Annotated in this window: 24 protein-coding genes; 12 read left to right on the top strand and 12 right to left on the bottom strand. The window is 62.5% G+C overall.

From position 1 onward, the window contains the following. Window positions 1–128 precede the first annotated feature (128 nt). The 3 genes from BLT92_RS15385 to sucC all read right to left on the bottom strand — a co-directional run bounded on the left by BLT92_RS15385 (window position 129) and on the right by sucC (window position 3707). A complete protein-coding gene (locus BLT92_RS15385; protein ID WP_092106947.1) occupies window positions 129–1226 on the bottom strand; it encodes a threonine aldolase family protein in 1098 nt (365 codons plus the stop codon). A gap of 396 nt (window positions 1227–1622) precedes the next feature. Then, window positions 1623–2519 (bottom strand): succinate--CoA ligase subunit alpha, encoded by an 897-nt coding sequence (gene sucD / locus BLT92_RS15380; RefSeq protein WP_092106946.1) that lies wholly within the window; start codon window positions 2517–2519, stop codon window positions 1623–1625. 18 nt (window positions 2520–2537) lie between these two features. Beyond that, window positions 2538–3707 carry an ADP-forming succinate--CoA ligase subunit beta gene (gene sucC, locus BLT92_RS15375; RefSeq protein WP_092106944.1) on the bottom strand — a complete coding sequence of 390 codons (1170 nt, stop codon included), beginning with the start codon at window positions 3705–3707 and terminating at the stop codon, window positions 2538–2540. 195 nt (window positions 3708–3902) lie between these two features. Here sucC and BLT92_RS15370 point away from each other — a divergent pair, with 195 nt between their 5' ends. The 4 genes from BLT92_RS15370 to BLT92_RS15355 all read left to right on the top strand — a co-directional run bounded on the left by BLT92_RS15370 (window position 3903) and on the right by BLT92_RS15355 (window position 7278). Then, on the top strand, window positions 3903–4397 hold the full coding sequence (locus BLT92_RS15370; protein WP_092106942.1) for a MarR family winged helix-turn-helix transcriptional regulator: 495 nt from the start codon (window positions 3903–3905) through the stop codon (window positions 4395–4397). 78 nt (window positions 4398–4475) lie between these two features. Next, a complete protein-coding gene (locus BLT92_RS15365) occupies window positions 4476–5162 on the top strand; it encodes a GNAT family N-acetyltransferase (RefSeq protein WP_092106940.1) in 687 nt (228 codons plus the stop codon). Between the two features lie 133 nt (window positions 5163–5295). Then, on the top strand, window positions 5296–6009 hold the full coding sequence (locus tag BLT92_RS15360; protein ID WP_092106938.1) for a hypothetical protein: 714 nt from the start codon (window positions 5296–5298) through the stop codon (window positions 6007–6009). A 39-nt stretch (window positions 6010–6048) separates the two neighbouring features. Continuing rightward, window positions 6049–7278 (top strand): FAD-dependent monooxygenase, encoded by a 1230-nt coding sequence (locus tag BLT92_RS15355; RefSeq protein ID WP_092106936.1) that lies wholly within the window; start codon window positions 6049–6051, stop codon window positions 7276–7278. 24 nt (window positions 7279–7302) lie between these two features. Here BLT92_RS15355 and BLT92_RS15350 read toward each other — a convergent pair whose 3' ends face one another. From BLT92_RS15350 to BLT92_RS15330, 5 genes are all read right to left on the bottom strand, one after another. Continuing rightward, on the bottom strand, window positions 7303–7704 hold the full coding sequence (locus BLT92_RS15350; RefSeq protein WP_231938872.1) for a hypothetical protein: 402 nt from the start codon (window positions 7702–7704) through the stop codon (window positions 7303–7305). Next, window positions 7701–8807 (bottom strand): adenosine deaminase, encoded by a 1107-nt coding sequence (locus tag BLT92_RS15345; RefSeq protein ID WP_092106932.1) that lies wholly within the window; start codon window positions 8805–8807, stop codon window positions 7701–7703. Before BLT92_RS15345 ends, BLT92_RS15350 begins: the two co-directional genes overlap by 4 nt. A 72-nt stretch (window positions 8808–8879) precedes the next feature. After that, window positions 8880–10010: a BMP family ABC transporter substrate-binding protein gene (locus BLT92_RS15340; RefSeq protein ID WP_092109479.1), complete on the bottom strand. Its 1131-nt coding sequence runs from the start codon at window positions 10008–10010 to the stop codon at window positions 8880–8882. 93 nt (window positions 10011–10103) lie between these two features. Further along, window positions 10104–11273: an amidohydrolase gene (locus tag BLT92_RS15335; protein ID WP_092106930.1), complete on the bottom strand. Its 1170-nt coding sequence runs from the start codon at window positions 11271–11273 to the stop codon at window positions 10104–10106. A 137-nt stretch (window positions 11274–11410) separates the two neighbouring features. Then, window positions 11411–12526, bottom strand: coding sequence for a mannose-1-phosphate guanylyltransferase (locus tag BLT92_RS15330; RefSeq protein ID WP_092106928.1), 1116 nt, complete (start codon window positions 12524–12526; stop codon window positions 11411–11413). Between the two features lie 355 nt (window positions 12527–12881). On the opposite strand from BLT92_RS15330, the gene sdhC reads away from it, so the two are divergent. From sdhC to BLT92_RS15300, 7 genes are all read left to right on the top strand, one after another. After that, complete coding sequence (gene sdhC, locus BLT92_RS15325) at window positions 12882–13259, top strand: succinate dehydrogenase, cytochrome b556 subunit (RefSeq protein WP_092106926.1); 378 nt, start codon at window positions 12882–12884, stop codon at window positions 13257–13259. A 1-nt stretch (window position 13260) separates the two neighbouring features. Then, on the top strand, window positions 13261–13710 hold the full coding sequence (locus BLT92_RS15320; RefSeq protein WP_092106924.1) for a succinate dehydrogenase hydrophobic membrane anchor subunit: 450 nt from the start codon (window positions 13261–13263) through the stop codon (window positions 13708–13710). Between the two features lie 10 nt (window positions 13711–13720). Continuing rightward, window positions 13721–15481, top strand: coding sequence for a succinate dehydrogenase flavoprotein subunit (sdhA, locus tag BLT92_RS15315; RefSeq protein ID WP_092106922.1), 1761 nt, complete (start codon window positions 13721–13723; stop codon window positions 15479–15481). Then, window positions 15481–16278: a succinate dehydrogenase iron-sulfur subunit gene (locus tag BLT92_RS15310; RefSeq protein ID WP_092106920.1), complete on the top strand. Its 798-nt coding sequence runs from the start codon at window positions 15481–15483 to the stop codon at window positions 16276–16278. The genes sdhA and BLT92_RS15310 overlap by 1 nt, the downstream gene beginning before the upstream one ends. Window positions 16279–16565: 287 nt before the next feature. Continuing rightward, window positions 16566–17825: a D-alanyl-D-alanine carboxypeptidase family protein gene (locus BLT92_RS15305; RefSeq protein ID WP_092106918.1), complete on the top strand. Its 1260-nt coding sequence runs from the start codon at window positions 16566–16568 to the stop codon at window positions 17823–17825. 491 nt (window positions 17826–18316) lie between these two features. Then, a complete protein-coding gene (locus tag BLT92_RS20500; RefSeq protein WP_157691470.1) occupies window positions 18317–18484 on the top strand; it encodes a hypothetical protein in 168 nt (55 codons plus the stop codon). A 253-nt stretch (window positions 18485–18737) separates the two neighbouring features. Next, window positions 18738–19820: an FUSC family protein gene (locus tag BLT92_RS15300; protein WP_231938871.1), complete on the top strand. Its 1083-nt coding sequence runs from the start codon at window positions 18738–18740 to the stop codon at window positions 19818–19820. 219 nt (window positions 19821–20039) lie between these two features. Here the strand turns inward: BLT92_RS15300 and nrdF are convergent, their stop codons facing one another. The 4 genes from nrdF to nrdH all read right to left on the bottom strand — a co-directional run bounded on the left by nrdF (window position 20040) and on the right by nrdH (window position 23962). Then, the gene (gene nrdF / locus BLT92_RS15295) at window positions 20040–21020 is read right to left on the bottom strand and encodes a class 1b ribonucleoside-diphosphate reductase subunit beta (protein WP_092106914.1); all 981 of its coding nucleotides are present in this window, start codon (window positions 21018–21020) and stop codon (window positions 20040–20042) included. A gap of 146 nt (window positions 21021–21166) precedes the next feature. Continuing rightward, a complete protein-coding gene (gene nrdE, locus BLT92_RS15290) occupies window positions 21167–23293 on the bottom strand; it encodes a class 1b ribonucleoside-diphosphate reductase subunit alpha (RefSeq protein ID WP_092109475.1) in 2127 nt (708 codons plus the stop codon). A 5-nt stretch (window positions 23294–23298) separates the two neighbouring features. Continuing rightward, the gene (gene nrdI / locus BLT92_RS15285; RefSeq protein WP_092106912.1) at window positions 23299–23712 is read right to left on the bottom strand and encodes a class Ib ribonucleoside-diphosphate reductase assembly flavoprotein NrdI; all 414 of its coding nucleotides are present in this window, start codon (window positions 23710–23712) and stop codon (window positions 23299–23301) included. Between the two features lies 1 nt (window position 23713). Further along, window positions 23714–23962 (bottom strand): glutaredoxin-like protein NrdH, encoded by a 249-nt coding sequence (nrdH, locus tag BLT92_RS15280; RefSeq protein ID WP_092106910.1) that lies wholly within the window; start codon window positions 23960–23962, stop codon window positions 23714–23716. A 581-nt stretch (window positions 23963–24543) separates the two neighbouring features. Here nrdH and BLT92_RS15275 point away from each other — a divergent pair. After that, window positions 24544–25539: an AAA family ATPase gene (locus BLT92_RS15275; RefSeq protein ID WP_092106908.1), complete on the top strand. Its 996-nt coding sequence runs from the start codon at window positions 24544–24546 to the stop codon at window positions 25537–25539. Window positions 25540–25544 lie beyond the last annotated feature (5 nt).

The raw sequence follows: 25544 nt of genomic DNA, 5'->3' as shown, positions 1-25544 counted from the left end.
ACAAAGTCGATTTTTTCGACCAGGACTTACCGAGCGTTGACGTTACCACCTCCGTCGCGTGGACTTCACCGCAGCGTGAGTGGCGCACAACGGTGATTGGTGCGCCGCAGGGTCGCCGACGGAGGTTCTCACTCACCGATGATGGCAGCAATGAGTGCATCGACATCCTCGGCAGTGGTGTCGAAGGCACACATGAGGCGTACGACGTTCTCGGCCATGGGCCAGTCGGCGAAGGCGAACTTCTGTCGCGCTCGGGCCGCGACGTCCGTCGGCATGTGGACGAAGACGACGTTGGATTCGACTGGCGCCACGAGCGAGATCTCGGGAGCGCGGCCACTGGCGACCGCCTCGGTGAGGCCATCTGCCAGCCGCTGGGCCATCATGTTGGCATGGTTCGCCGAGGTGCGCCACAGCTCACCCTCATAGAGGGAATTGAGCTGGGCGGAGAGGAAGCGCATCTTCGATGACAGCTGCAGGTTCATCTTCCGCAGGAACTTCATCCCCTGCCCGATCTCGGGGTTGAGGACGACGATCGCTTCGGCGCCGAGGAGCCCGTTCTTCGTCCCGCCCAGGCTGATGATGTCGACGCCAGCGTCGGTGGTGAGCGTGCCGAGGTCGGTGTCGAGATAGGCGGCAGCATTGCCCAGTCGGGAGCCGTCAACGTGGAGGATCATGTCGAGGCTGTGCGCGGTCGCGGCGATCGCTCGGATCTCATCGGCTGTGTAGGTCGTTCCCCATTCGGTCGACTGGGAGATGCTCACGGCCAGAGGCTGGGCATTGTGCTCGCTGCCACGGCCGATGACGGCGCCCTTGATGATTTCGGGCGTCAGTTTTCCGTCCGGAGTCGGGGCACCGATGACCTTGAGTCCGCCGACCTTCTCCGGGGCACCTGTTTCGTCGTAATTGATGTGGGCCGAGGCAGCAGTGATGACAGCCGCCCAGCGGGGCAGCGCCGACTGCAGCGCGAGAACATTGGCACCGGTGCCGTTGAAGACCGGAAACGCTAGGGCGGACGAACCGAAGTGGCCCTTCATGACCTCGCCGAAGCGTGCGGTCCAGGGGTCTCCTCCGTAGCCGGGAGTGTGTCCGACATTGGCTTCGGCGATGGCGGCGATGACTTCGGGGTGGGCGCCGGCCCAATTGTCGGAGCCGAAGTTGCGCGGATGGGCCGACTCCGAGGTGTCGACTGGCGGTGGGTTCTGGGACAGCGGTGTCTGGTCATTCACAGGTTCAGGTTAGCCTCCCGCGGCGACCCCGCACAGTCCGTTCCAAAACCACCCGTTGCACAGGGGTGTTTTGCTGCTGCCGGGAAGAGTTGCTGAACGCACTGGAGGGAAAGCGGGTCCGGGTGCGAATCAGTGCTCCCGGTGCGTGATGCTTCGGGTACTTGATGCTTCGGCGAGCGCACGTGACGCCTCATGGGGCTCGCTTGCTGCGTGGCTGCGGCGCCGAAGTGCTGGAGTGCTGCCGGGGGCTGCGGGGCTGCGGGGCTGCGGGGCTGCGGCATATTGCCGGCGCGGCGAACTGCCTGCAGACACACAACAGCGCGGTCAAAGTGCAGGCGCCCAGCATTTATGCTGAACGTGCGCACTTCGACCGCGCAGTTGCTATGTGAGGAAGACTCAGGCGAGGAGGTCGCGCATGAGGTCAGCAGTCTCGGTCGGGGTCTTGCCGACCTTCACGCCTGCAGCCTCGAGGGCTTCCTTCTTGGCCGCAGCGGTTCCTGAGGAGCCGGAGACGATGGCGCCGGCGTGGCCCATGGTCTTGCCCTCGGGAGCGGTGAAGCCTGCAACGTAGCCGACGACCGGCTTCGACACGTTGTCCTTGATGTAGGCAGCGGCACGCTCTTCAGCGTCTCCGCCGATCTCGCCGATCATGACGATGGCTTCGGTCTCGGGATCATTCTCGAAAGCCTCGAGCGCATCGATGTGCGTGGTGCCGATGACCGGGTCGCCACCGATTCCGATGGCGGTGGAGAACCCGAGGTCACGCAGCTCGTACATCATCTGGTAGGTCAGCGTGCCGGACTTGGAGACCAGTCCGAGCTTGCCCTTCTTGGTGATGTTGGCAGGGATGATGCCTGCCAGCGAAGCCTCCGGCGAGATGATGCCCGGGCAGTTGGGCCCTATGATGCGGGTCGCATTGTCGCCAGCCTGCGCACGTGCCCAGACTTCGGCAGCGTCCTGGACCGGGATGCCCTCGGTGATGATGACGAGCAGGCCGATCTTGGCGTCGATGGCCTCGATTGCCGCATCCTTGGAGAATGCGGGCGGCACGAAGGCCACGGAGACATCGGCACCGGTGGCTTCCATCGCTTCGGAGACCGACCCGAAGACGGGCAGCTCAACCTCGTTGCCGTCCTTGCCGGTGTGCGTGACAGTGGTGCCGGCCTTGCTGGCGTTGACGCCGCCGACAACGTTGGATCCCGCTGCGAGCATGCGCGCAGTGTGCTTGGTTCCTTCGCCGCCGGTGATGCCCTGGACGATGATCTTCGAATCGGAATTCAGGAAGATAGACATATGTGTAAAGACCTTTCCTTACTTGGCAGCAGCCAGTTCGGCGGCCTTGTCGGCTCCACCGTCCATGGTGTCGGTCAGAGTGACGAGTGGGTTCGCGGCTTCCTTGAGGATCGCCCGTCCCTCTTCGACGTTGTTTCCGTCGAGGCGGACGACGAGCGGCTTTGTCGCCTGGTCGCCGAGGATCTCGAGAGCCTTGACGATGCCGTCTGCCACTGCGTCACAGGCGGTGATTCCGCCGAAGACGTTGACGAAGACGGACTTGACCTGCTCGTCGCCGAGGATGACATCGAGCCCGTTGGCCATCACCTCTGCGGAGGCACCGCCTCCGATGTCGAGGAAGTTGGCAGGCTTGACGTTGCTGTGCTTCTCACCTGCGTAGGCGACGACGTCGAGGGTCGACATGACGAGTCCGGCACCGTTTCCGATGATTCCGACCTGTCCGTCGAGCTTGACGTAGTTGAGGTCGAGCTTCTTGGCCTTGATTTCGAGGGGGTTCTCTGCACTGTCATCGCGCAGTTCCTCGTGGTCCTTGTGACGGAAGTCGGCGTTCTCATCGAGTGACACCTTGCCGTCGAGTGCAATGATGTCACCAGCACCGGTCTTGACCAGTGGGTTGACCTCGACGAGGGAGGCGTCTTCCTTCTCGAAGACGGTCCACAGGGAGGTCAGCACCGGAGCCACCTTGGCGGCGGTCTCCGCGTCGAATCCGGCTTCCTTGGCGATCTCCTCGGCCTTCGCTGCGTTGATTCCGTCGAGGGCGGAGACTGGGATCTTGGCGAGCGCTTCCGGACGTTCCTCGGCGAGCTGCTCGATCTCCACTCCGCCTTCCTTGGAGCACATGGCCAAGTAGGTGCGGTTGGATCGGTCGAGGAGAACCGAGAAGTAGTACTCTTCGGCGATGTCTGCGCCTTCGGCGATCATCACCTTTTCGGTGATGTGGCCCTTGATGTCAAGACCCAGGATGTCCTTGGCGCGAGCTTCGGCTTCTTCTGGGTTCTTCGCAACCTTGACGCCGCCGGCCTTGCCGCGGCCACCCATCTTGACCTGAGACTTGACGACGACTACTCCGCCGCCGAGCTCTTCGGCTGCCTTCTTCGCTTCTTCTGGCGTCGTCGCGACCTGAGCCTTGAGCACGGGTACTCCGTGCTTCTCGAACAGGTCACGTGCTTGATACTCGAAAAGATCCACGTGTATTCCTTCGTTTCTACTGCCGGGTCTTTTGGCCCAGCAGGTGCGTTGACGGATGCAACAACCATGACCACTTTATTCCCAATCGACCCCGTCCATCCAAACGTGCAGGCCAAATCAGCCGATGAGTAAGAAATATCTCGAGAAAAAGTATCTTTGTGCCAAAGAATCTTGATCTGGACGTAAAATCGGATCATGGACGAGGTTGATCGGATTGTCGCGGCGTGGCGCCACGAGCGCCCGGACCTCGATGTCTCTCCGATGGAAGTACTCTCCCGCGTCTCCCGACTGGCTCGCCAATTGGATCTGGCGCGGAAGTCGAGCTTCAGCGAATACGGCATCGAAGGCTGGGCATTCGACGTGCTCTCTGCGCTGCGCCGTTCAGGTGAGCCCTATCAGCTCTCTCCCTCCACTCTGCTGCAGGAGACACTGGTCACCAGCGGCACGATGACCAACCGCATCGACCGGCTCGTCACCGCCGGATGGGTCGAGCGACTGCCCGACCCCGGTGATCGCCGAGGTGTGCTCGTGCGTTTGACCGCCGACGGTCGCGCCACGGTCGACTCGGCGCTGGCCGATCTGCTGGTCAAGGAGCGCGAAATCCTCGGCGACCTGACTCCGGCAGGACGCCGCAAGCTCGCATCCCTGCTGCGCCAGCTCTCGACCGGATTCGACGCCGACGAGAACTGAGCCCCAGTCACGAGGCGAACCCGGGCAGGCGCAGACCGACTGCAGGAAGAGTTCGACGAAGAACGAGAAGGAGAAGCCATGACCGACGCGAACCTCACCGATTGGGCCGGGGTGGCGCCACCTCGGCGGGAGACGATCCACGGTCGCTATGTCGACCTCGAACCGCTCGATGCCAGGCGGCACTCCGATTCGCTCTTCACAGCAGCCTCAGCGGAGGGATCGGGCAAGCGTTTCCGGTACCTGCCGCAGACTCCGCAGACCGAACGCGATGACTTCGATGCGTGGATGACCACGGCATCCGAGTCACCCGATCCCCTGTACTTCGCCGTGGTCGATCGCAGCACCGGACGAGCCGAGGGCCGACAGGCGCTCATGCGCATCGACGCGGTCAACGGGGTCATCGAGATCGGCAACATCCTGTGGGGCCCGGCGCTGTCACGCACTCGCGGAGCCACCGAAGCACTCTTCCTCTTCGCCGACCTTGCCTTCGCCAGCGGCTACAGGCGCTTCGAATGGAAGTGCGACAACGAGAACCTCCCGTCGAAGAAGGCAGCGACCCGCTTCGGCTTCACATTCGAGGGCCTCTTCAGGCAGCACCTCGTGGTCAAGGGTCGCAATCGCGACACCGCATGGTTCTCAATCATCGACAGCGAATGGCCCAGCCTACGCGCGACCTATGTGCAGTGGCTCGACGAGGGCAACTTCGACGAATCCGGAGCGCAGAAGTCCAGCCTGAGCGAGCTCATGCCGACCCGCGTCGAGTAGTCACACGCGAACCGAGCAATCGGGCCCGGATCAGCGCGTCCACCGAGTCCACCGCAGTCTCTCGGATTAGGCTAGAAGGCGAGATCGGGTCCCAGGCCCGCACACCGCCAAGTCGACCACCCCTCGAGGAACCATGCGAATTCGCTCACTTGCCCTCCTGACCACCGCCGCAGTGCTGGCCACGATGACAGCATGTGTTCCCACCTCGGAGGAGACGCGCCCCGAAGAACGCCCCTCCGTGAGCAAGGAGGAGGTCACTCCGATCGAGACCCCGGATGACGCGCCGGAGATCTCCGTCGTCGACTCCTCCCCCGGCGGCGCGAAGGATGCCGATCCCCTGTGGCAGGGCCTCGCCGAGGCGGCCCAGAACAAGTCCGAGGCCTACCTCAAGGTCTATGTCCACACAGCCAATCCCGACGTCCCCGATTCCGGCGACGCCACCGTCACCGCCGATACCCCGGACAGTGTCAGTGTCACCGTCGACGCCGAGAACGTCGACGCCGAGAAGTCGCCCTTCCTGCTCATCCAGGGAACCTTCACCGTCGAAGAAGTCGGCGGGTCCGCATACACTCTGACGACGAAGAACTCCGATGAGATTCCGGAGCTCGATCCGAAGGGCCCCGATGACGAAGCCCGGTGCACGGCCGATGATGCTCAGGAACGGATCTCGCTGGCTGCGCAGGACCTGGCAGACGACCCGGACAAACGCGAAGACTTCCGGCAGCAGTGGGGCGGTTCGCCCCAGGTCTGGTGGGGCATTCAGAAGACCGCGATCAGCCTCAACAAAGAGGGCGGAGTCGCCGGTGACTTCCTCACCGAGGCCTGCGGCGAGTACCTTCAGCAGTAGACCACACACCTCGAATCTCGCGAGGGAGGACCGAACCCCATGAGAATCGCGATCGTCGGAGCCGGTATCGGCGGACTGTCAATCGCCGTCGGTCTCCAGCGCGTCGGGGCAGAGGTCACTGTGTTCGAAAGGGCCGCCGAGGTGCGTGCTGGCGGTTCGGGTCTGTCCGTCTTCGCCAATGGGCTCAGGGCCCTCGAATCATTGGGACTCGGACCTCAGTTCGCGGCGATCACGGACAAGCAGGCCGAGTCCTTCGGCGCGGGCCAGCGACGACCCGATGGACGCTGGATTGCGCAGATTCCCAGCTACAGCGTCGGCGAGCTGCGCATCGTCGACCGAACCGATCTGCATCGCGTTCTGCTCGACGCCCTCGAGGAGACGACGGTGCGCACCTCCGCGGAGGTCACCTCGGCGAGCATCGACGGAACGGTGACGATCCGGACTGGAGTCGAAGCGGACTCGTCTCAGGCGTCGGTGGGATCTCAGCCGGAATCTCTGGAGCGGTTCGATCTTGTGATCGGCGCCGACGGACTCAACAGCCGGGTGAGGGAAACCGTCGAACCCGGAGTCGGACCACGCTACTCGGGCTATTCAGCTTGGCGCGGGATCACCGAGCGCTCGGTCGACCTCGCTGGTGCCGCTGGTGAGACCGTGGGACGAGGCCTGCGCTTCGGCATCGCCCCGCTCATGGACGGGCGCGTGTACTGGTTCGCAGTGGCGAACATGCCCGAGGATGCGAGTTTCGCCGATGAGAAGGCCACGGTGCGCGACCTGTTCTCCACCTGGCACGCACCGATCACCGAACTGATAGCGGCCACACCTGCGGCAGGCATCAGACGCACCGCGATCTCAGACCTGGCCACACCCCTGTCGACCTTTCATCGCGGACGGATCGTCCTCCTCGGCGACGCCGCGCATGCGATGACTCCCAACCTGGGGCAGGGCGGCGGACAGGCACTCGAGGACGCCGCAACACTGTCTGCGCTCCTGAAACCGGTGATCGAGACCTCGACGAACTTCACGGATTCCGCGGACGCAGCGGACACGGGCACCGCGGCTGAGGTCGACTCTCAGCTGCGCCGCTACGACCATCTGCGGAAGAAGCGCAGTCAGTCGATCGCGGCGAAGTCACGCGCACTCGGCGCCGTCTTCCAGATGCGGTCCCCGCTGCTCTCTGGACTCCGCGATGCGGTCTTCACCGCCGTGCCATCGAGGTTCACGGCCGCCCAGGCCGCCAGCGTGCAGAGGTGGGAGCCGCCTGAGGCCTGACGGCAACATCAGCCGCGAGCCGCTTCAGCCCTCGAGCGCCCGATTGTAGGCGTCGACGACCGGGGGCAGAAAGTACCCCAGCAGCACCGCAATCGCTGTGACCAGGCACGCCAGACCGAGCCACAGGGACCCGGCGATGACGCTGAAGGCAAAGACGATGACGAGCAGTTCGAAGGCGATCGCTGCGGGCCGTGCCCAACGATGCAGTTTCCACGATCCCCGTGCAGCAGCGGCCACACCGGCGGCGAAGATGAGGAACATGACGGCCAGGCCCAGCAGAGATCCGGCGAGGGAGCCCGCGCTGAAGGCGGTGATGATGAACGACAGGGCCGACCCGAGGAGGGCCAGCACCTGGATCCCGAGAACGACGACGACCAGCAGCATCGCTCGTGGAGTGACAACGCCGTGCTCGTCCTGTGAACTCAAATGTTCACCCGGGAGAACCCTGGAATGAGGATCTCGTCGAGCATGCGTTCACGCACGTCGAGGGGCAGGAACGCTGCGGTGACCGCGTTGACGGTGGCCCATTCGAGGTCGGTCTGGGTCCAGCCGGCCTCATCGACGAGCAGGCGCATCTCACGCGTGACCGACGTCGCCGACATCAGCCGGTTGTCCGGGTTGATGGTGACGGCGAAACCCAGATCCTTGAGCCCCGTAATGGGGTGGGAGGCGATGGTGCCGCCGATGTCGGTCTGCAGATTGGAACTGGGGCACAGCTCGAGTGGAATCTGCTGATCGAGGACCCAAGCGGCCAGGCTGCCCAGCTGTCCCTCGCCTTCGACGATGTCCATGTCCTCGACGATGCGAGCACCGTGGCCGATGCGCTGGGCATGGCAGATGGTCAGTGCTTCGTGGATCGATTGCTTGCCGGCGGCTTCTCCGGCGTGAATCGTGACGGGCACATAGGCCTGGTGGAGTGCGTTGAACGCCGACAGATGCGCCGAGGGCGGGAATCCGTTCTCCGGACCGGCGATGTCGAAGCCGACGACTCCGGATTCAGATCCCTTCTCCCTGTGCCTGATCGCCAATTCCGCAATGGCCAGGGAGTTATCCGCCTGGCGCATAGCTGTGATGATCTGACCGACACGGATGAACTTGCCGTCGGCCGAGGCTTCGATGACTCCGGCTTCGAGTCCTTCCTGGACGGCTTCGACGACCTCGTCGAGTTCAAGCCCGCCTTCCAGGTGCTGTTCCGGAGCCCAACGGGCCTCTGCATAGAACACGCCGTCGGCCACCTGGTCGAGCACCCATTCCTTGGCCACCCGCATCAGGCCCTCACGACTCTGCATCACGGCAACCGTGTGGGAGAACGTCTCGAGGTAGCGAACCAGATCACCGGAACTCGCGGAATCGTGATACCACTTCGCCAGCGCCTCCGGTTCGGTGGCGGGCAGTTCATGGCCGATCGATGCGGCCAGTTCGATCATCGTGGCGGGGCGCAGGCCACCGTCGAGGTGATCGTGGAGGGCGACTTTGGGCAACTGCAGGATCGGGTCGTCTGCTGCGACTCCGGCGGGGTTATTCAACACCCGCTCAGCTTATCGGATCAGTGTGCGAGAACGATGGAAGAACCGGCGGACACCGGCGATGTCGCGGTCCGCTCAGGATTTGTCCGGATCGATGTCCCCGCTCTTGATCCTCTCCCGCAGATCGGTGATGCTGCGGCCCGCATCGGAGACTCGGCTGAGGAAACCGTCCTCGGCGGCGATCCCCACCCCGCCGTTGTCGATCGTGCCCTTGTAGTGACGGTCGGTGACGAGGAACCCGCCCATATCGACGGGGTCCTTCTTCGACGCCTCGGGAACTTCATCGGGATTCTTGCTCTGCGGCCATTCGGCAAACATGCTGCGCAGGCCCCGACGGATGTTCGGCTCGATCGTGGCAATGATCGTGTCGCTGAAAGCACCGGAGGCTCCGTACCAGATGATCTTCGGCAGGATCCTCTCCTCGTCGCCGTCTTCTTCAGGCTCTTGGATGCGCAGCGACTGCAGCGTGTCCGTCGCGGCAGTGACCACGCCCATCGCTGCCGCCGATCCGAAGGGCACAAGCACATCGACGTCCGAGTCATGGGCCGATTCGAAGAATGCCCGTCCCTCGTCGCGGGTGTCTGCCACGGTCCGTCCATCGACCGCGGACTCGCGGTGGGACTTCACCCCGTCAACGTCGTCGTCGGCTTCGTCGTTGTAGAGGTCGACTCCGGCGTCGAATGCGGAGAGGATCTCCTCGGCCTGCGGGAACCCCTGGGACACGAGCGCCCCGACTTCCCCGGTTTCGCTTGCGGTCGCGGCGATGTATCCGGCGATGAAGGCCGGCGGCACGAGGTCGAAATCGATGCTGAGCACATTGTCCGGGAAGTCCTTGTGCCCACTGGCGACCCCCAGGAAGATGTCGTCGGGGTTGCTTCTGGCGTGGGCACCGAGTTCGTCGGCCCCGCCCGGTCCGAGCACCGTCGTCAGTGCGCAGTCCTGATCGCTCATCCGCTTCAGAGCCGCCGAGGTGGTCGCTGAGTTCGAGACCCGCTGACTCGAGGTCGCGGAGAACAGTCCCGCCGAACGTGCCAGCTCCGTCTCCGCCAGGGTCAGAGCCCCGGCCGAGTGATCGTCGAATCCCGCAGGAGCCGAGATCATGCATCCGAGTGTGGCGTCTTCGAGGGGTTCGGGAGCCGTGATCGAGCAGGCGCTCAGGGCCACCAGACTCAATGCGCTGAAGCCGGCGCCCAGCACCGTGCTCATGACCTTCACTCTCATGTCTCCAAGATTATCGGTTCAGTCTGAGTCCCCGATGGAGTGTCGGTTCCCAGTGGAGTGACAGTTCCGGATGCAGCCTCAGTTCCTCTGCAGGACCTTCAGCGCGGTCGCGGTGAAGATGCGGGCGGCGATCTCAACGCTGCCCTCATCGATGAGCAGATCGCCCTGGTGGATGTCGTAGGTCGTGCCCCCGGGGGTGCGGGTGCCCATGCGCACCAGCGCTCCGGGACAGTGCGTGAGGTACCAGGCGAAGTCCTCTCCGCCCATGGACTGCGGGGTCAGTTGGACGGAGTTCTCGCCGAGTTCGCCGCGGACTGCGGATTCGATGAGCGCGACCTGGTCTTCTGTGTTGACCACCGGCGGGACACCTCGGCGATGGTCGAGGTCGACGTCGACCCCGTACGGGCCGGCGATCCTCTCGACCAGCTCGGGGAGCACCTCGGCGACCTGGTTCCAGCCGTCGACGTCGAGGCAGCGCAGGGTCCCACGCAGGATCCCTTCGCTGGGGACGACATTGGCCGCGTGGCCGGCGCTGATCTCGCCCCACACGAGGGAGATTGCGTGGCGCGGGTCGATGAGTCGGCCCAGCGTCGAGGGCAGGTCGGTGGCGAGTTTGCCCAAGGCGTAGACGAGGTCCTCGGTCAGGTGGGGTCGTGAGGTGTGTCCGCCGTGACCGGAGAGGCGGATGATGACGGTGTCGCCGGCCGCGGTGATGGCCCCGATGCGCGAACCGATTTTGCCGACGTCGACGTTGGGGTCGCAGTGGAGGGCGTAGACCTCGGGGACATCGTCGAGGACGCCCTGGGAGATGATGCGCAGGGCACCGCCCGGGGTGACTTCCTCGCCGGGCTGGAAGATGAGCCGCACACGTCCGCCGAGTCCGCCGAGGGTGGATTCGTGGAGTCGCTGCAAGGCGATGGCGGCGCCGACGAGGCCGGTCAGGTGCACGTCGTGGCCGCAGGCGTGGGCGACGCCGGGCACGGTGGAGGCGAAGTCCTCATCGATGAGGTCGTCGATGGGTAGAGCGTCGATGTCGGCACGCAGGCCAACGGCGATCAGTCCCTCGCCGACGTCGCAGACGACGCCTGTGCCCTCGAGCCGCCGAGGTTCCAGACCGGCGGCCTGCAGCCGACGGACGATCTTGTCCGTGGTGTCGAACTCCTGGAAGGACAGTTCCGGGTGCGCATGGATGTCGCGGCGGAAATCGATGAGCTCTGCACCGATCTCAGCGATTGCAGAGCTGATCACGTCTGGTCCTTCTGGGAGCGCGACGCCGTCGGGGCGCGGTTGGGATATCTGAGACATTGACTGCAATGCTAAGCACTTCGCGTCACATTTGGGCGCAATGCGACCAATTTCGACACACTCTGTGCCCCGCCACCTGCCTACAGCAGATCGTCGAGCCCGCGCTCCCCTGCTGCGGAGACTGCCTTCTTCACATCCTGCGCGTGGGAGCGGGAGGTGATGAGCAGGACGTCCTCGGTGTCGACGACGACGAGGTCGTCGAGGCCGACGATCGCGACCGTGCGCGGCTGCTCGGATTCGGAGAAGACGACTCCGGAGGCGTCGATCTCGAGGAGTTCGCAGTTGCCGCCGATCGAGATGACACCGCTCGGCTCGCCGGGCACCGGCTGCCGCAGGCGGGCGACCGAGTCGAAGTCACCGACATCGTCCCAGCCGAAATCGCCGGGAATGACGATGACGCGGCCGGCCGCGGCAGCAGGCTCGGCCACGACGTAATCGATGGCGCGCTTCTCCAGGCCGGGCCACACCTCGGCGAGCACCTCTGCCTGGGCATCGGTCCCCCACGCCTCGGCGATCTGAGACAGGCCTGCGTGCAGGGTCGGATCCTCGGTCTCGAGGACCTCCAGCAATGCGCTTGCCTTCGCGATGAACATGCCGGCGTTCCAGCGGTAGCGGCCGGAGGTGACGTACTCGCGGGCGGTGCTCGCGGCGGGCTTCTCGGCGAAGGCCATAGCGCGCCTGGCGGTCGGTGCACGGTCGAGGCCCAGCAGCTCGCCGGTTTCGATGTAGCCGTAGGCGGTGGCCGGGTTGCGGGGCATGATGCCGACGGTGACGATGTCGCCGGTCTCGGCGGCGGCGCAGGCCTGGTCGATGACCAGCCGGAACTCGTCGACGTTGGTGATCGAGTGGTCGGCGGAGAACGAGCCGACGATCGCGTCGGGGTCTTCCTTCGCAATGAGCATGGTCGCGAGCCCGATCGCGGCGGCCGAGTCCTTCGGGGACGGTTCGGCGAGGATTTTGCGCACGGACATCTCGGGCAGCTGCTCGGCGACCTGGTCGAGGTGGCTCTCCCCGGTCACCACCCACACTTTCCCGGGTCCCACGAGCGGTGCGACGCGGTCCCAGGTGGATTGGATCAGGCTCCGGCCCGTACCCAGCACGTCGTGGAGGAACTTCGGCGATGCCTTGCGCGACAGCGGCCAGAGTCGGGTTCCGGATCCGCCGGCGGGGATGATGGCGTGGAAGTGTGTGTTCACTTCTTCAGTGTCTCAAAGTTCGGGCACCGACTGACCGATGCTGTCCGCCGTGTCGGGGTGAGGAGAACCGGAATTGTTCTCCCGGTCATCCTCAGTCCACCCGGATCGTCATTGAGCCCGGCCCCACCTCGGCGACGGTCCCGACTGTCCAGGTCAGCCCTACGGTCAGAATAGTTAGCGCATATGCTTGTGATGTAATTGAATTTCGTCGTATCCGAGATCGACGACTATGAGGGAACTGCCAGGAACTTAATGTGATCCACCACGCTCAGGTGAGGCTCGACTGGCAACCAGGCGGCGTTCGGCGTAGTTTCTTGATGTACACAGTCGATTAATCCAAGATGGAGGATGCTCCGTGGCCAAAGCGTCTACGGGCACTCTGTACCGAGGAAACGAAGGAATGTGGTCCTGGGTCGCGCATCGCGTCACAGGCGTCGGAATCTTCTTCTTCCTGCTGGTCCACGTGCTCGATACTGCACTCGTCCGCGTCTCGCCCGAGGCCTACAACGCTGTGATCGGAACCTACAAGACTCCGGTCATGGCATTCGGCGAGATCGCACTCGTTGCCGCGATCGCATTCCATGCGTTCAACGGCCTTCGCGTCATTCTCGTCGACTTCTCGAAGAGTGGACCGAAGAATCAGAAGAAGCTGTTCTGGGGAGTCATCGTCGTATGGCTCATCATCATGATCGCCTTCATCCCCCGCCAGCTGATGCACACGTTCGGAGGATGACATGAGCACAACATCGATCCCGGCTCCGCGCACCGGTTACTCGCGGCACAAATCAACACGTTCGAAGTTCGAGATGTTCGCGTGGCTGTTCATGCGCGTCTCGGGCGTCATCCTCGTCATCCTCATCTTCGGTCACCTGTTCGTGAACCTGTGGGCAGGCGAGGGCGTCCAGGCCATCGACTTCGGGTTCGTGGCCGGCAAATGGGCCAGCCCGTTCTGGCAGATCTGGGATCTGCTGATGCTGTGGCTGGCAATGCTGCACGGCACCAACGGCCTGCGCACCATCATCATGGACTATGCCGAGAAGCCCAGCACCCGAATGGCTCTCCAGGTGATCCTCTACATCGCCTCGGCCATCGTCATCGTGCTCGGCACGCTGGTCATCTTCACATTCGATCCCTGCCCGGCCGGAGCCGACCCCGCACTGCTGGCGTCGTTCTGCCAGGCCTAAAAGGAGAAACATGCAGGTACACCAACACGACGTCATCATCGTCGGCGCCGGTGGCGCCGGGATGCGCGCAGCGATCGAATCGGGCCAGCGCGCCCGAACCGCAGTCCTGACCAAGCTCTACCCCACCCGTTCGCACACCGGTGCGGCCCAGGGCGGCATGTGCGCCGCACTGGCGAACGTGGAAGAGGACAACTGGGAATGGCACACCTTCGACACCGTCAAGGGCGGTGACTACCTAGTCGACCAGGATGCCGCCGAGGTGATGGCAAAGGAAGCAATCGACGCCGTTCTCGACCTCGAGAAGATGGGTCTTCCCTTCAACAGGACCCCCGAAGGCCGGATCGACCAGCGTCGCTTCGGTGGTCACACCCGTGACCACGGCAAGTCCCCGGTTCGCCGCTCCTGCTATGCGGCCGACCGCACCGGTCACATGATCCTCCAGACTCTGTACCAGAACTGCGTCAAGCACGGCGTGGAGTTCTACAACGAGTTCTACGTCCTCGACCTGGCCATGACCGAGGTCGACGGGGTCCGCCGTCCGGCCGGCGTCGTCGCCTACGAACTGGCCACCGGCGAGATCCACCTGTTCCAGGCCAAGTCGGTCGTCTTCGCCACCGGCGGTGTGGGCAAGGTCTTCAAGACCACCTCGAACGCACACACCCTGACCGGTGACGGCATGGCCGTGGCCTACAACCGGGGCATCCCGCTCGAGGACATGGAGTTCTTCCAGTTCCACCCGACCGGTCTGGCCGGTCTGGGCATCCTGCTCTCCGAGGCCGCCCGCGGTGAAGGCGCGATTCTGCGCAACTCCGACGGTGAGCGCTTCATGGAACGCTACGCCCCGACGATCAAGGACCTCGCGCCTCGTGACATCGTGGCCCGATCCATGGCCAACGAGGTGCGCGAAGGCCGCGGCTGCGGACCGAACAAGGACTACGTCCTGCTCGACCTCACCCACCTCGAGCCCGCGCACATCGATGCGAAGCTGCCCGACATCACCGAGTTCGCTCGCACCTACCTCGGCGTGGAGCCCTACACGGAGCCGGTGCCGGTCTTCCCGACCGCGCACTATGCCATGGGCGGCATCCCGACCAACATCGGCGCCGAGGTGCTGGCGGACAACGACAACGTCATCCCCGGCCTCTATGCCGCCGGTGAGGTTGCCTGCGTGTCCGTCCACGGCTCGAACCGCCTGGGCACGAACTCACTGCTCGACATCAACGTCTTCGGCAAGCGCGCCGGCATCGCCGCCGCGGAGTACTCGCAGACCGCTGACTTCGTCGAGCTGCCGGAGGGTGCCGAGAACGACACCGTCGCACTGCTGGAGAAGATGCGGACCTCGGATGGTACCGAACGCATCGGTGCCATCCGCAAGGATCTGCAGGAACTCATGGACGCCAACGTCCAGGTCTTCCGCACTGACGAAACACTGCGCGAAGCGCTCGACGAGATCGCGAAACTGCGTGAACGTTACAACAACGTCGGCATTCAGGATCGTGGCAAGCGCTTCAACCTCGACCTCCTCGAGGCTGTCGAGCTGAACTTCCTGCTCGAACTTGCCGAGGTCATCTCCGTCGCCGCCATCCACCGCAAGGAATCACGCGGTGGCCACTTCCGAGAGGACTTCCCGGATCGTGACGACGACGGATTCATGCATCACACGATGACGTACCTCGATCCTGATTCCGAGACCGACGGCATCAAGGGCATGCGTCTGGAGACGAAGCCCGTCATCGTCACCCGTTACCAGCCGATGGAGCGTAAGTACTGATGAGCACAGATACCTCAACCGAAACCCCGGAACCCGCCTCGAAGATCGACCTGCCCGACCACGTGGCCGGTGACAGCGGTTCGATCCCGTCGTTCGACTGCACCTTCCAGATCGCACGCTTCGATCCCGAACAGGACGAAGAGGCGCACTGGGAGGAGTACAAGGTCACGATGTACGGCACCGACCGTGTGCTGGACGCCCTGCACAAGATCAAGTGGGAGACCGACGGTTCGCTGTCCTTCCGCCGCTCCTGTGCCCACGGCGTGTGCGGCTCCGATGCCATGCGCATCAACGGCCGCAACCGTCTGGCCTGCAAGACCCTGCTGAAGGATCTTGACACGAACAAGACGATCACCATCGAAGCGATCAAGGGTCTGCCTCTGGAGAAGGACCTCATCGTCGACATGGAGCCGTTCTTCCAGTCCTACCGTGAGGTCATGCCGTTCCTCATCACCTCCGGCCACGAGCCGACGCGTGAGCGTCTGCAGTCGGCCGAAGAGCGTGAGGCCTTCGACGACACCACCAAGTGCATCCTCTGCGCCGCGTGCACCTCGTCCTGCCCCGTGTTCTGGACCGACGGCCAGTACTTCGGACCGGCGGCCATCGTCAACGCGCATCGTTTCATCTTCGATTCGCGTGACGAAGGCGGAGACATGCGCCTGGAGATCCTCAACGACAAGGAAGGTGTGTGGCGCTGCCGCACCACCTTCAACTGCACCGAGGCCTGCCCTCGTGGCATCGAAATCACTAAGGCCATCGCCGAGGTGAAGCAGGCGGTTCTGCAGCGCGCATTCTGATCTGAACATCCATATCGCCGAGGCGGCCGTGCACTTTTCGTGCGCGGCCGTTTTTCGTGTGGCGCCGCCTTTCGTGCGCTGCCGCCGTTTGCGTTCCCCGCGGCGTCGCGCTTGTTCGGGGGTTTTCGTGTTCGAGAGTTTCCGTTTTCGGCAGCGCTGTCTGCAATTCACGTCACGGTGGACAGGTTTGAACCAGCTCAGCCTGACTTGGACTGTGGAATTGCTGTGCTCAATCGCATGCGTTTTCCTGAACACGTCGGTTTCTACTCCGTCGTAGACTGGGCCGCATGCGTTCTACCCACCCTTCCTCTGCTTCTGTGACGGCAGCAGCGCTTCCGCATTCGTTCGGAGCAGGGGTGCGTCTCATCGCCGCCGCCGCTCTCGCGCTTCTGCTCGTCGGCGCCCAGCTGACGCTTTCCCCCTCGGTGACACACGCTGACACCACACCAGACGAGAAGCAGGAGAAGGTCTACGAAACTCCCGCCGACCTCGGCAATGGAGCGAAGCCACCGCAACCGGTGGGAACAGCGTGGCTGGTGGGAGACCTCGACACTGGAGAACTTCAGGCCGCACATGACATCGACAAGAAGCATGCTCCGGCGTCGACGATCAAACTGCTGACAGCATTGGCTCTCGTCGAGGTGCTCGACGATCCCAAGCAGAAGGTGGAGGCGAAATTCGAGGACATGGAGATCGATGGCACCAAGGTCGGTCTCATGCAGAAGAACGAATACACGGTAGATCTCCTCTTCCATGCGATGTTGATGTCGAGCGCCAATGATGCCGCGAACGCACTCGGACGGGCTGCCGGAGGGCAGGAAAAGGCTGTGGCTCTGATGAATGAGAAGGCCGAAGAGCTGGGTATGACGAACACTCACGCGGCCAACACCTCGGGTCTCGATGACGAGGACCAATACACGACGGCCGCGGACATGATGAAACTGGCGTGGGCTGTGTGCGAAGACGAATACCTGATGAGCGTCATCGGCACCGAAACATACCAGTTTCCCGGTGGCACGAACCCGGACACCAAGGAGAAGTTCGAAGGCTATCCGATCCAGAATCACACGAAGATCGTCGGGCAGGTCGAAGGTGGGCTCGGCCTGAAGAACGGTTTCACTCGACAGGCCAAAGGCGCCTACATCGCCGTTGCCGAACGTGACGGCCACCGCGTGGTGGCGACGATGCTCGGCATCGACAACAACTCCCGCCAAGCCGCGATCGACCTGCTCGAATGGGACTTCGCGCAGAAGGATCCCAAGTCCCTCCAGACAATTCCGGTCGGAGACACCGTGACACCGAGTGCCGATCCGAACGCGTCGGGCAGCGATGCCGGGGGTGCCGGCGCTGATGGCCGCGCATCCGTCGGCACCGAGATGGATTCGAGTGATGGTGCAGAGGCATCTGAGTCCAAGTCTTCGGCAACGACTCTCGGCGTCTCGATAGAGAAGCTGCTCCCTGTCGGCATGCTGGCTGTTGCGGCAGCGCTTCTGGTCACCGCGCTGATCATCTTGCTGAGGTTGCGCTGGGGCAAGTCCTCCCGCTGATCCGCCCGGTCACACGCTCCGCTCCGGTGACGCAGTCTCCTCCGCTCCCCTGCCGGAGCTCTCCTGCATGTCGTGTTCCTCGCACGGCGCTCTCCTGCCGGCGATTCCCTGCACGTCGTTTCGACAGTCGGCACCGCTGTTTTGACTTCACGTTCCGGATGCAGTTAAGCTGTTGACTTGCGTTCGAAGTTGTCCGGCTTCATTGAACCATCTGATCCACTGAGCACGATGACACGTCGCTCATGATGGCAGACCAGATTCAGGTTCGACATTGCAAATGATTCGCCACGGACACTGTCTCACTTCGAATTGCAGATCCCCCGCCGTGAAGGATTGACCCACACCACGGTGACATCTCGGCCGGCCACCATCCGATGCTATCGGTTGGCTGCCTGCACCCCGGTGACTGCCCCGTCACCATCAGAAAAGCAATGAGATCGGCGTGCGTTGATGCATGCCCTTCGACGAAGTAGTTAAGAAAGGAGGGAACGATGACTCAGTTCCCACAATGGGTCCAGCGTGCTGTTGAGCATGCAGGACTGATCGATCCAACGATCAGCACACGCAACGGAAAGATCACGATCAGTGACTCCACCGGCCGCGTCGTGCTGTTCACCGGCTCGTCGCTGCGTGAGATCACGCCACTGGCTGCAGCCTGAGCGACACCGACTGTCAGTTTGTTCTTCGCACTGCTGGGTTTTAAGCAGCGCAAGATCGACGACAGTCTGACCTCTGCCCGACATTTCGCAGGTTTCACCTGCAGGAATGTCGGGCATTTTCATTGTCTGCTTCGGCAGCTCGCTCGTGCAGGTCAGGTCGCCTGCCGAGCGTTCCCTGTAGGGTGACAACTCCATGCACTTCTGTTCGAAGGGACGACCATTGCAGCAGAACTCACGGCAACAATTTTCACCATTGGCCAAGCGGCCCGAAGTCGTCACCGACCTTCTCCAGATCGTCAAGACCGTCATCGCGGCAACCGGAGCTTGGTGGCTGTCGGATAATGTTCTGAACTCGCAGATGCCATTCCTGGCACCGTGGGCGGCACTGCTGACAGTGCATGCGACTGTCCACCGCTCACTGTCTCGCGGAGCTCAGTCGACGATCGCCTCAACTCTCGGTGTGGCCTTGTCCTTCGTCATCGGCAACTACCTGGGAGTGAGCATCTGGACATTTGCTCTCGCGCTCCTGGTCGGACTCGCCGCTGCACGTCTTCCCTGGATCCGTGATGAAGGCGTGGCGATTGCGACGACCGGAATCTTCATCCTCGGCAGCGGCTTCGACAGCCAGCAGCCGCTGCTCGGGGAACGCATCTTAGAACTCTGCCTGGGCATTGCCGTCGGCATCGTCGTGAACCTCCTTGTGATTCCGCCGCTGCGGGATCAGCAGGCAGCACGGTACGTCGACAGCATCAATCGGCGCATGGGTGACATGCTGATCGACATGGCCGATGAGCTCGACCAGGATTGGGACACAGCCAATGCCGATAACTGGTTCTCAGAGACCGAATCAATGAGCGAAGAATTGAACTCGGCGTGGCAGACGGTCAAGTTTGCTCGTGAAAGCCAGCGAGCGAATCCGCGTAACCGACTGCGCCGAAAGCGCTACCCATCGGGCGAAGCTCTGGAATCGCAGACATCGCCAGAGGATGCCAGCTACGAGAACATTCTGCAGCGGGTGGATGAGGGCATCTCCCATCTGCGCCATCTGACTCGGACTCTGCGCGAGGGATCATATGAAGACGGCGAATGGGATACCCGCTTCCGCGAACAATGGACTTCCATCGGCCGGGATGCCGGTCGGGCGATTGTCGACCCCGATGCGGAGGTCGAACCGATCTTCAGGCGGCTCGAACAGCTGTCGGTGAACATGGCCGACGATGATGGTCTCCCCGAGCGCTCCTGGCCCCTTTACGGTTCGCTGATCGCGAGCATGCAGCACATCGCCGCAATCGTCGACGACGTCGCCTCAGCCCGGGAGGCGCGCGAGGCCGGCTGAGAGCAGAGTCGAAGTCCGGCGAAACCGGCCCGGCCGCAACGACGAGACAAGACGCTGCGGGGTGGGGCGGGGTGTGTTTCACTCCGGATCAGAGTGGGCCGCCTGCCGGGCGCGGCAATGCGAAAGAGCGGCCTGTCGCCGCCAGATGGTTTGGACAGGTCGCTCTTTCGTTATTCAGGGCAGGTCAGATTCGAGACGGATGACGTCCCGGTCCTCGGATCAGAAGTCCCAGTCGTCGTCTTCCGTGTTCTCGGCCTTGCCGATGACGTAGGAGGAACCGGAGCCGGAGAAGAAGTCGTGGTTCTCGTCGCTGTTGGGCGAGAGAGCCGCGAGGATCGCCGGGTTGACCTCCGTGACCTCCTTCGGGAACATCGCTTCGTACCCGAGGTTCATCAGGGCCTTGTTGGCGTTGTAGTGGAGGAACATCTTGCAGTCCTCCGCCAGACCCACTGAGTCGTAGAGGTCATGGGTGTAGGCGACCTCGTTCTCGTAGAGCTCGAACATGAGATTCATGGTGTAGTCCTTGAGCTCTTGCTTGCGCTCTTCGGACTGCGACTCCAAGCCCTTCTGGTACTTGTAGCCGATGTAGTAGCCGTGCACGGCCTCGTCGCGGATGATGAGGCGGATGAGGTCAGCCGTATTCGTCAGCTTCGCGTGTGCCGACCAGTACATGGGCAGGTAGAAGCCCGAGTAGAAGAGGAATGACTCCAACAGCGTGGAGGCGACCTTGCGTTTGAGCGGGTCATCGCCTCGGTAGTAGCTGAGGATGATGTCGGCCTTGGCCTGCAGGTAGGTGTTCTCACGCGACCAGCGGAACGCCTCGTCGATCTCCTTCGTCGAGCACAGTGTCGAGAAGATCGAGGAATACGACTTCGCGTGCACGCTCTCCATGAACGCGATGTTGGTCAGCACGGCTTCCTCGTGCGGAGTCACCGCATCCGGAATCAGGGAGATCGCACCGACGGTTCCCTGAATCGTATCGAGCAGAGTCAGACCGGTGAAGACGCGCATCGTCAGCGTCTTCTCCTCTTCGGTCAGCGTTGCCCATGACTGGACGTCATTGCTCAACGGCACCTTCTCCGGCAGCCAGAAGTTTCCGGTCAGGCGGTCCCAGACGTCATCGTCGATGGGGTCGACGACACGGTTCCAGTTGATGGCGTCGACATGCGAGGCCAAAGTCAGGTTCTCCAACGTTTCCATCTCTCTTCTCAGTTACGGGTACGTCGCACGTACATGTGGTCTGCCCAGCAGACGAAGAATGTCTTCTGCCCCGGGTCCGCATCGCGCGCAGACCCCGAGCCACGCGTTCAGCGGACCAGTTCTCACCGGTCCGCTGAACTCATCGGTCACAGCATGCAGGATACGCAGCCATCGACCTCGGTGCCTTCCAGCGCGAGCTGACGCAACCGGATGTAGTAGATGGTCTTGATGCCCTTGCGCCATGCGTAGATCTGCGCCTTGTTGATGTCACGAGTCGTCGCGGTGTCCATGAAGAACAAGGTCAGCGACAGGCCCTGGTCCACATGCTTCGTGGCCTCGGCATAGGTGTCGATGATCTTCTCGTAGCCGATCTCGTACGCGTCCTGGTAGTACTCGAGATTGTCGTTGTCCATGAAGGGAGCCGGGTAGTACACGCGCCCGATCTTGCCTTCCTTGCGGATCTCGATCTTCGAGGCCACCGGATGGATCGACGAGGTCGAGTTGTTGATGTAGGAGATCGATCCGGTGGGCGGAACAGCCTGCAGGTTCTGGTTGTAGATGCCGTGCTCGGCCACCGCGGCCTTGAGCTCGCGCCAATCGTCCTGCGTCGGAATCTGCACGCCCGCCTCGGCGAACATGCCCGCCACACGCTGCGTGCGCGGTTCCCACACCTCGTCGGTGTACTTGTCGAAGTATTCACCGCTCGCGTACTTCGACCTCTCGAATCCGGCGAAGGCGGTCTTGCGTTCCTTCGCGATCTCCATCGACGCCCGCACACAGTGGTAGGCGACGGTGTAGAAGTACATGTTCGTGAAGTCGAGGCCCTCATCGGATCCGTAGTAGACATGCTCCCGGGCGAGGTAGCCGTGGAGGTTCATCTGGCCCAGACCGATGGCGTGCGACATGTCGTTGCCGCGGGCGATCGAGGGAACCGACTGGATGTCCGAGGTCTCTGCGACGGCCGTCAGCCCGCGGATCGCGGTCTCGATAGTCTGCCCGAAGTTCTCCGAGTCCATCGTCAGAGCGATGTTGAGCGAACCGAGGTTGCAGGAGATGTCCTTGCCGACGACGTCGTATCCGAGATCGGAGTCGTATTTGCTGGGCTCGGAGACCTGGAGGATCTCCGAGCACAGGTTCGACATGATGATCTTGCCGTCGATCGGGTTGGCCTTGTTGACCGTGTCTTCGAACATGACGTACGGGTAGCCGGACTCGAACTGGATCTCTGCCAAGGTCTGGAAGAACTCGCGAGCGTTGATCTTGTTCTTCTTGATGGCGGCATTGTCGACCATCTCTTCGTACTTGTCCGAGACGTCGATGTCGGAGAAGGGCACACCGTAGACGCGTTCGACGTCGTAGGGACTGAAAAGATACATGTCCTCATTGCGCTTGGCCAATTCGAAGGTGATGTCCGGGATGACGACGCCCAGCGACAGGGTCTTGATCCTGATCTTCTCATCGGCGTTCTCACGCTTGGTATCGAGGAACTTGTAGATGTCGGGGTGGTGAGCGTGAAGGTAGACGGCACCGGCACCCTGACGTGCTCCCAACTGGTTTGCGTAGGAGAAGGAGTCTTCGAGCAGCTTCATCACCGGGATGACGCCCGAGGACTGGTTCTCGATCTTCTTGATCGGAGCACCGGACTCGCGGATGTTGGTCAGAGCGAACGCCACACCGCCGCCGCGCTTGGACAGCTGCAGTGCGGAGTTGATGGAGCGGCCGATCGACTCCATATTGTCTTCGATGCGCAGCAGGAAGCAGGAGACGAGCTCGCCGCGCTGCTTCTTGCCGGCGTTGAGGAAGGTAGGCGTGGCCGGCTGGAAACGACCGGTGATGATTTCGTCGACGAGCTGGGTGGCCAGCGTCTCGTCGCCGCGAGCCAGGAACAGCGCGACCATGACGACGCGGTCCTCGAAGCGTTCGAGGTAGCGCTTCCCATCGAAGGTCTTCAGCGTGTAGGAGGTGTAGAACTTGAAAGCGCCGAGGAAGGTCTGGAACCGGAACTTCTGACCATAGGCACGCTTCGAGAGCTCTTCGATGAAGTCGAAGGAGTACTGATCGAGGACTTCGGGCTCGTAGTATTCCTTCTCGACGAGGTAGTCGAGCTTCTCCTTGAGGTCGTGGAAGAAGACGGTGTTGTTGTTGACATGCTGCAGGAAATACTGCCTGGCAGCCTGTTTGTCACGCTCGAACTGGATGCGACCGTCCTGGTCGTACAGGTTCAGCATGGCGTTGAGCGCATGGTAGTCAAGATCCGTCTCTTCGCGGATGATGTCTTCTACATTGCGGTCTTCAGCGAGCTCGCGCACAGTTTGTCCAATCCTAAATTCACTGCCTCGACGTCCTCTGGGGTTCCGAGGAGTTCGACGCGATACAGCACGGGTACATTGCATTTCGCGGCCACCTTGTGTGCCGCGCGACAGTATTCTTCACCGAAGTTCGTATTTCCGGCGCCGATGACGCCGACGAGGTGGCGGCGGTTCGATTCGATATTCAGGAACTTGATCACCTGCTTGGGCACTGCGCCTCGGTTGGGGCCGGCCCCGTAGGTGGGAGTCACAAGGACGAACGGTTCATCGATCATCAACGTCTCATCCTTTGTCAGCAGCGGCAGCCGTCGGGACGGGTGCGCCAGCTTGCCGACGAAGCGGTCGGTGTACTCGGAACTGGCCGAGTAATAGACCAGAAGCATGTCAGGCCACGACGGAAACCGAAGTCTGCTCTCCGGCCAGGGTGGCGATCTTGTCCGGACGGAAACCTGACCAGTGGTCGTTGTCGGTGACAACGACGGGAGCCTGCATGTAGCCCATGGCCTTGACGACGTCGAGGGCGTTCTCATCGACACTGAGATCGACCGATTTGTACTTCAGACCTTTGGCATCGAGCGCACGGTAGGTGGCATTGCACTGGACGCAAGCTGGCTTGGTGTACACGGTGATCATTGCGACTCCTCAATTCTGCACTCTGGCTTAGATTTCACGGCGTGCCCACACCGGATTCACGACCTCCGCAATGACGAATATCACGCAGACCAGCCCCGAGTGTGACCACTAGATGTTGTGTTCGGGTTCGACTCTACCCCTATATCCAGTGTTACACCAGTGTTGTTTCGACCATCCACACCCTGTGTTCAAACCGTCCACAGTCATCCACAGGTCATGAATGACACTGATGTAGTTCGATCACCTGCGAGGACACGGGGATTCGGAGCAGAAATGCCGCGTTCGCCTCTTTCGGATGACACTGTTTTCAACACTTGTCCACAGATAAAAATTTCGGTTGTGGGCGCGTCGTCGGCGTGTCACATTCGACTCCGTTTCCGGTGTCCTCACGGCCGATTCCAGGGTCGTCCTCACCTCCCTTCCCTGCGCCTGCCCGACCTGTCGTCGATGACATCCTGTCGTCAACTTCGTCCTGTCATCGAAGCCTATGTGTCGGTACTGACACGACAGTGTCCAGACGCGTGTCAGGGTCAGCCCATATGCTTGTTCTGTCAGCCAGTTGAGATTCGAGAGGCCCCACCATGACGGCAACGGCACCCGCCAACACCGAAGAGATCGCACACGCACAATCGATCCTCGGCGGTCTGGAATCCTATCTGGACCACTTCGTCGTCGGGCAGCAGCGCCTGCGCGAGAGCCTGCTCATCGGCCTTCTCTCCAGCGGTCATCTTCTCCTTGAGAGTGTTCCCGGCCTGGCCAAGACAACTGCGGCGGCAGCCCTGGCCAATGCTGTGGACGGACAGTTCTCCCGCATCCAGTGCACTCCCGATCTGCTTCCCTCCGACATCATCGGCTCACAGATCTACAACGCCCAAGAAGGCTCCTTCAACACTGTCCTGGGCCCGGTCCACGCCAACATCGTCCTCCTCGACGAGATCAACCGCTCCTCGGCGAAGACGCAGAGTGCCATGCTCGAGGCCATGCAGGAGAAGCAGACGACGATCGGCGGTCAGCGGTTCGAGCTCCCCCGCCCATTCCTCGTCATGGCCACGCAGAACCCGATCGAACAGGAGGGAACCTATCAGCTTCCGGAGGCGCAGCTCGACCGGTTCATGATCAAAGACCTCCTCACCCACCCGAATCCCAATGAGGAGATGGAGATCCTCTCCCGCCTCGATTCGGGTGTCTTCGACCGTGACTCCGCGCCGAAGCCGTCGTGCGACCTCGACGATGTGGAGACGCTGCAGAGCTATGCACGCACCATCTACGTCGACCCCGCGATCAGCCGGTACCTCGTCGAGCTCGTCCACGCGACCAGGAATACCGCGAAGTACCTGGGCCGTCTGGCCCCCTTCATCGAATGGGGTGCCAGTCCGCGTGCTTCGATCGCCTTCACCAACGCGGGACGTGCCCTGGCGATGATCCGCGGACGCAACTACGTCATCCCCGAGGACATCAAGGATCTCGCCCACCGTGTCCTCGCGCACCGCATCCAACTCAACTTCGAAGCCGCCACGGAGAACATCACGAGCGCACAGGTCGTCGATGCCCTCCTCATGGCCGTCCCCACTCCCTGATCGGA

This window comes from Brevibacterium picturae (assembly GCF_900105045.1).
In the GTDB taxonomy this organism is placed as follows: domain Bacteria; phylum Actinomycetota; class Actinomycetes; order Actinomycetales; family Brevibacteriaceae; genus Brevibacterium; species Brevibacterium picturae.
This window is presented reverse-complemented; position numbering and strand designations above follow the sequence as displayed.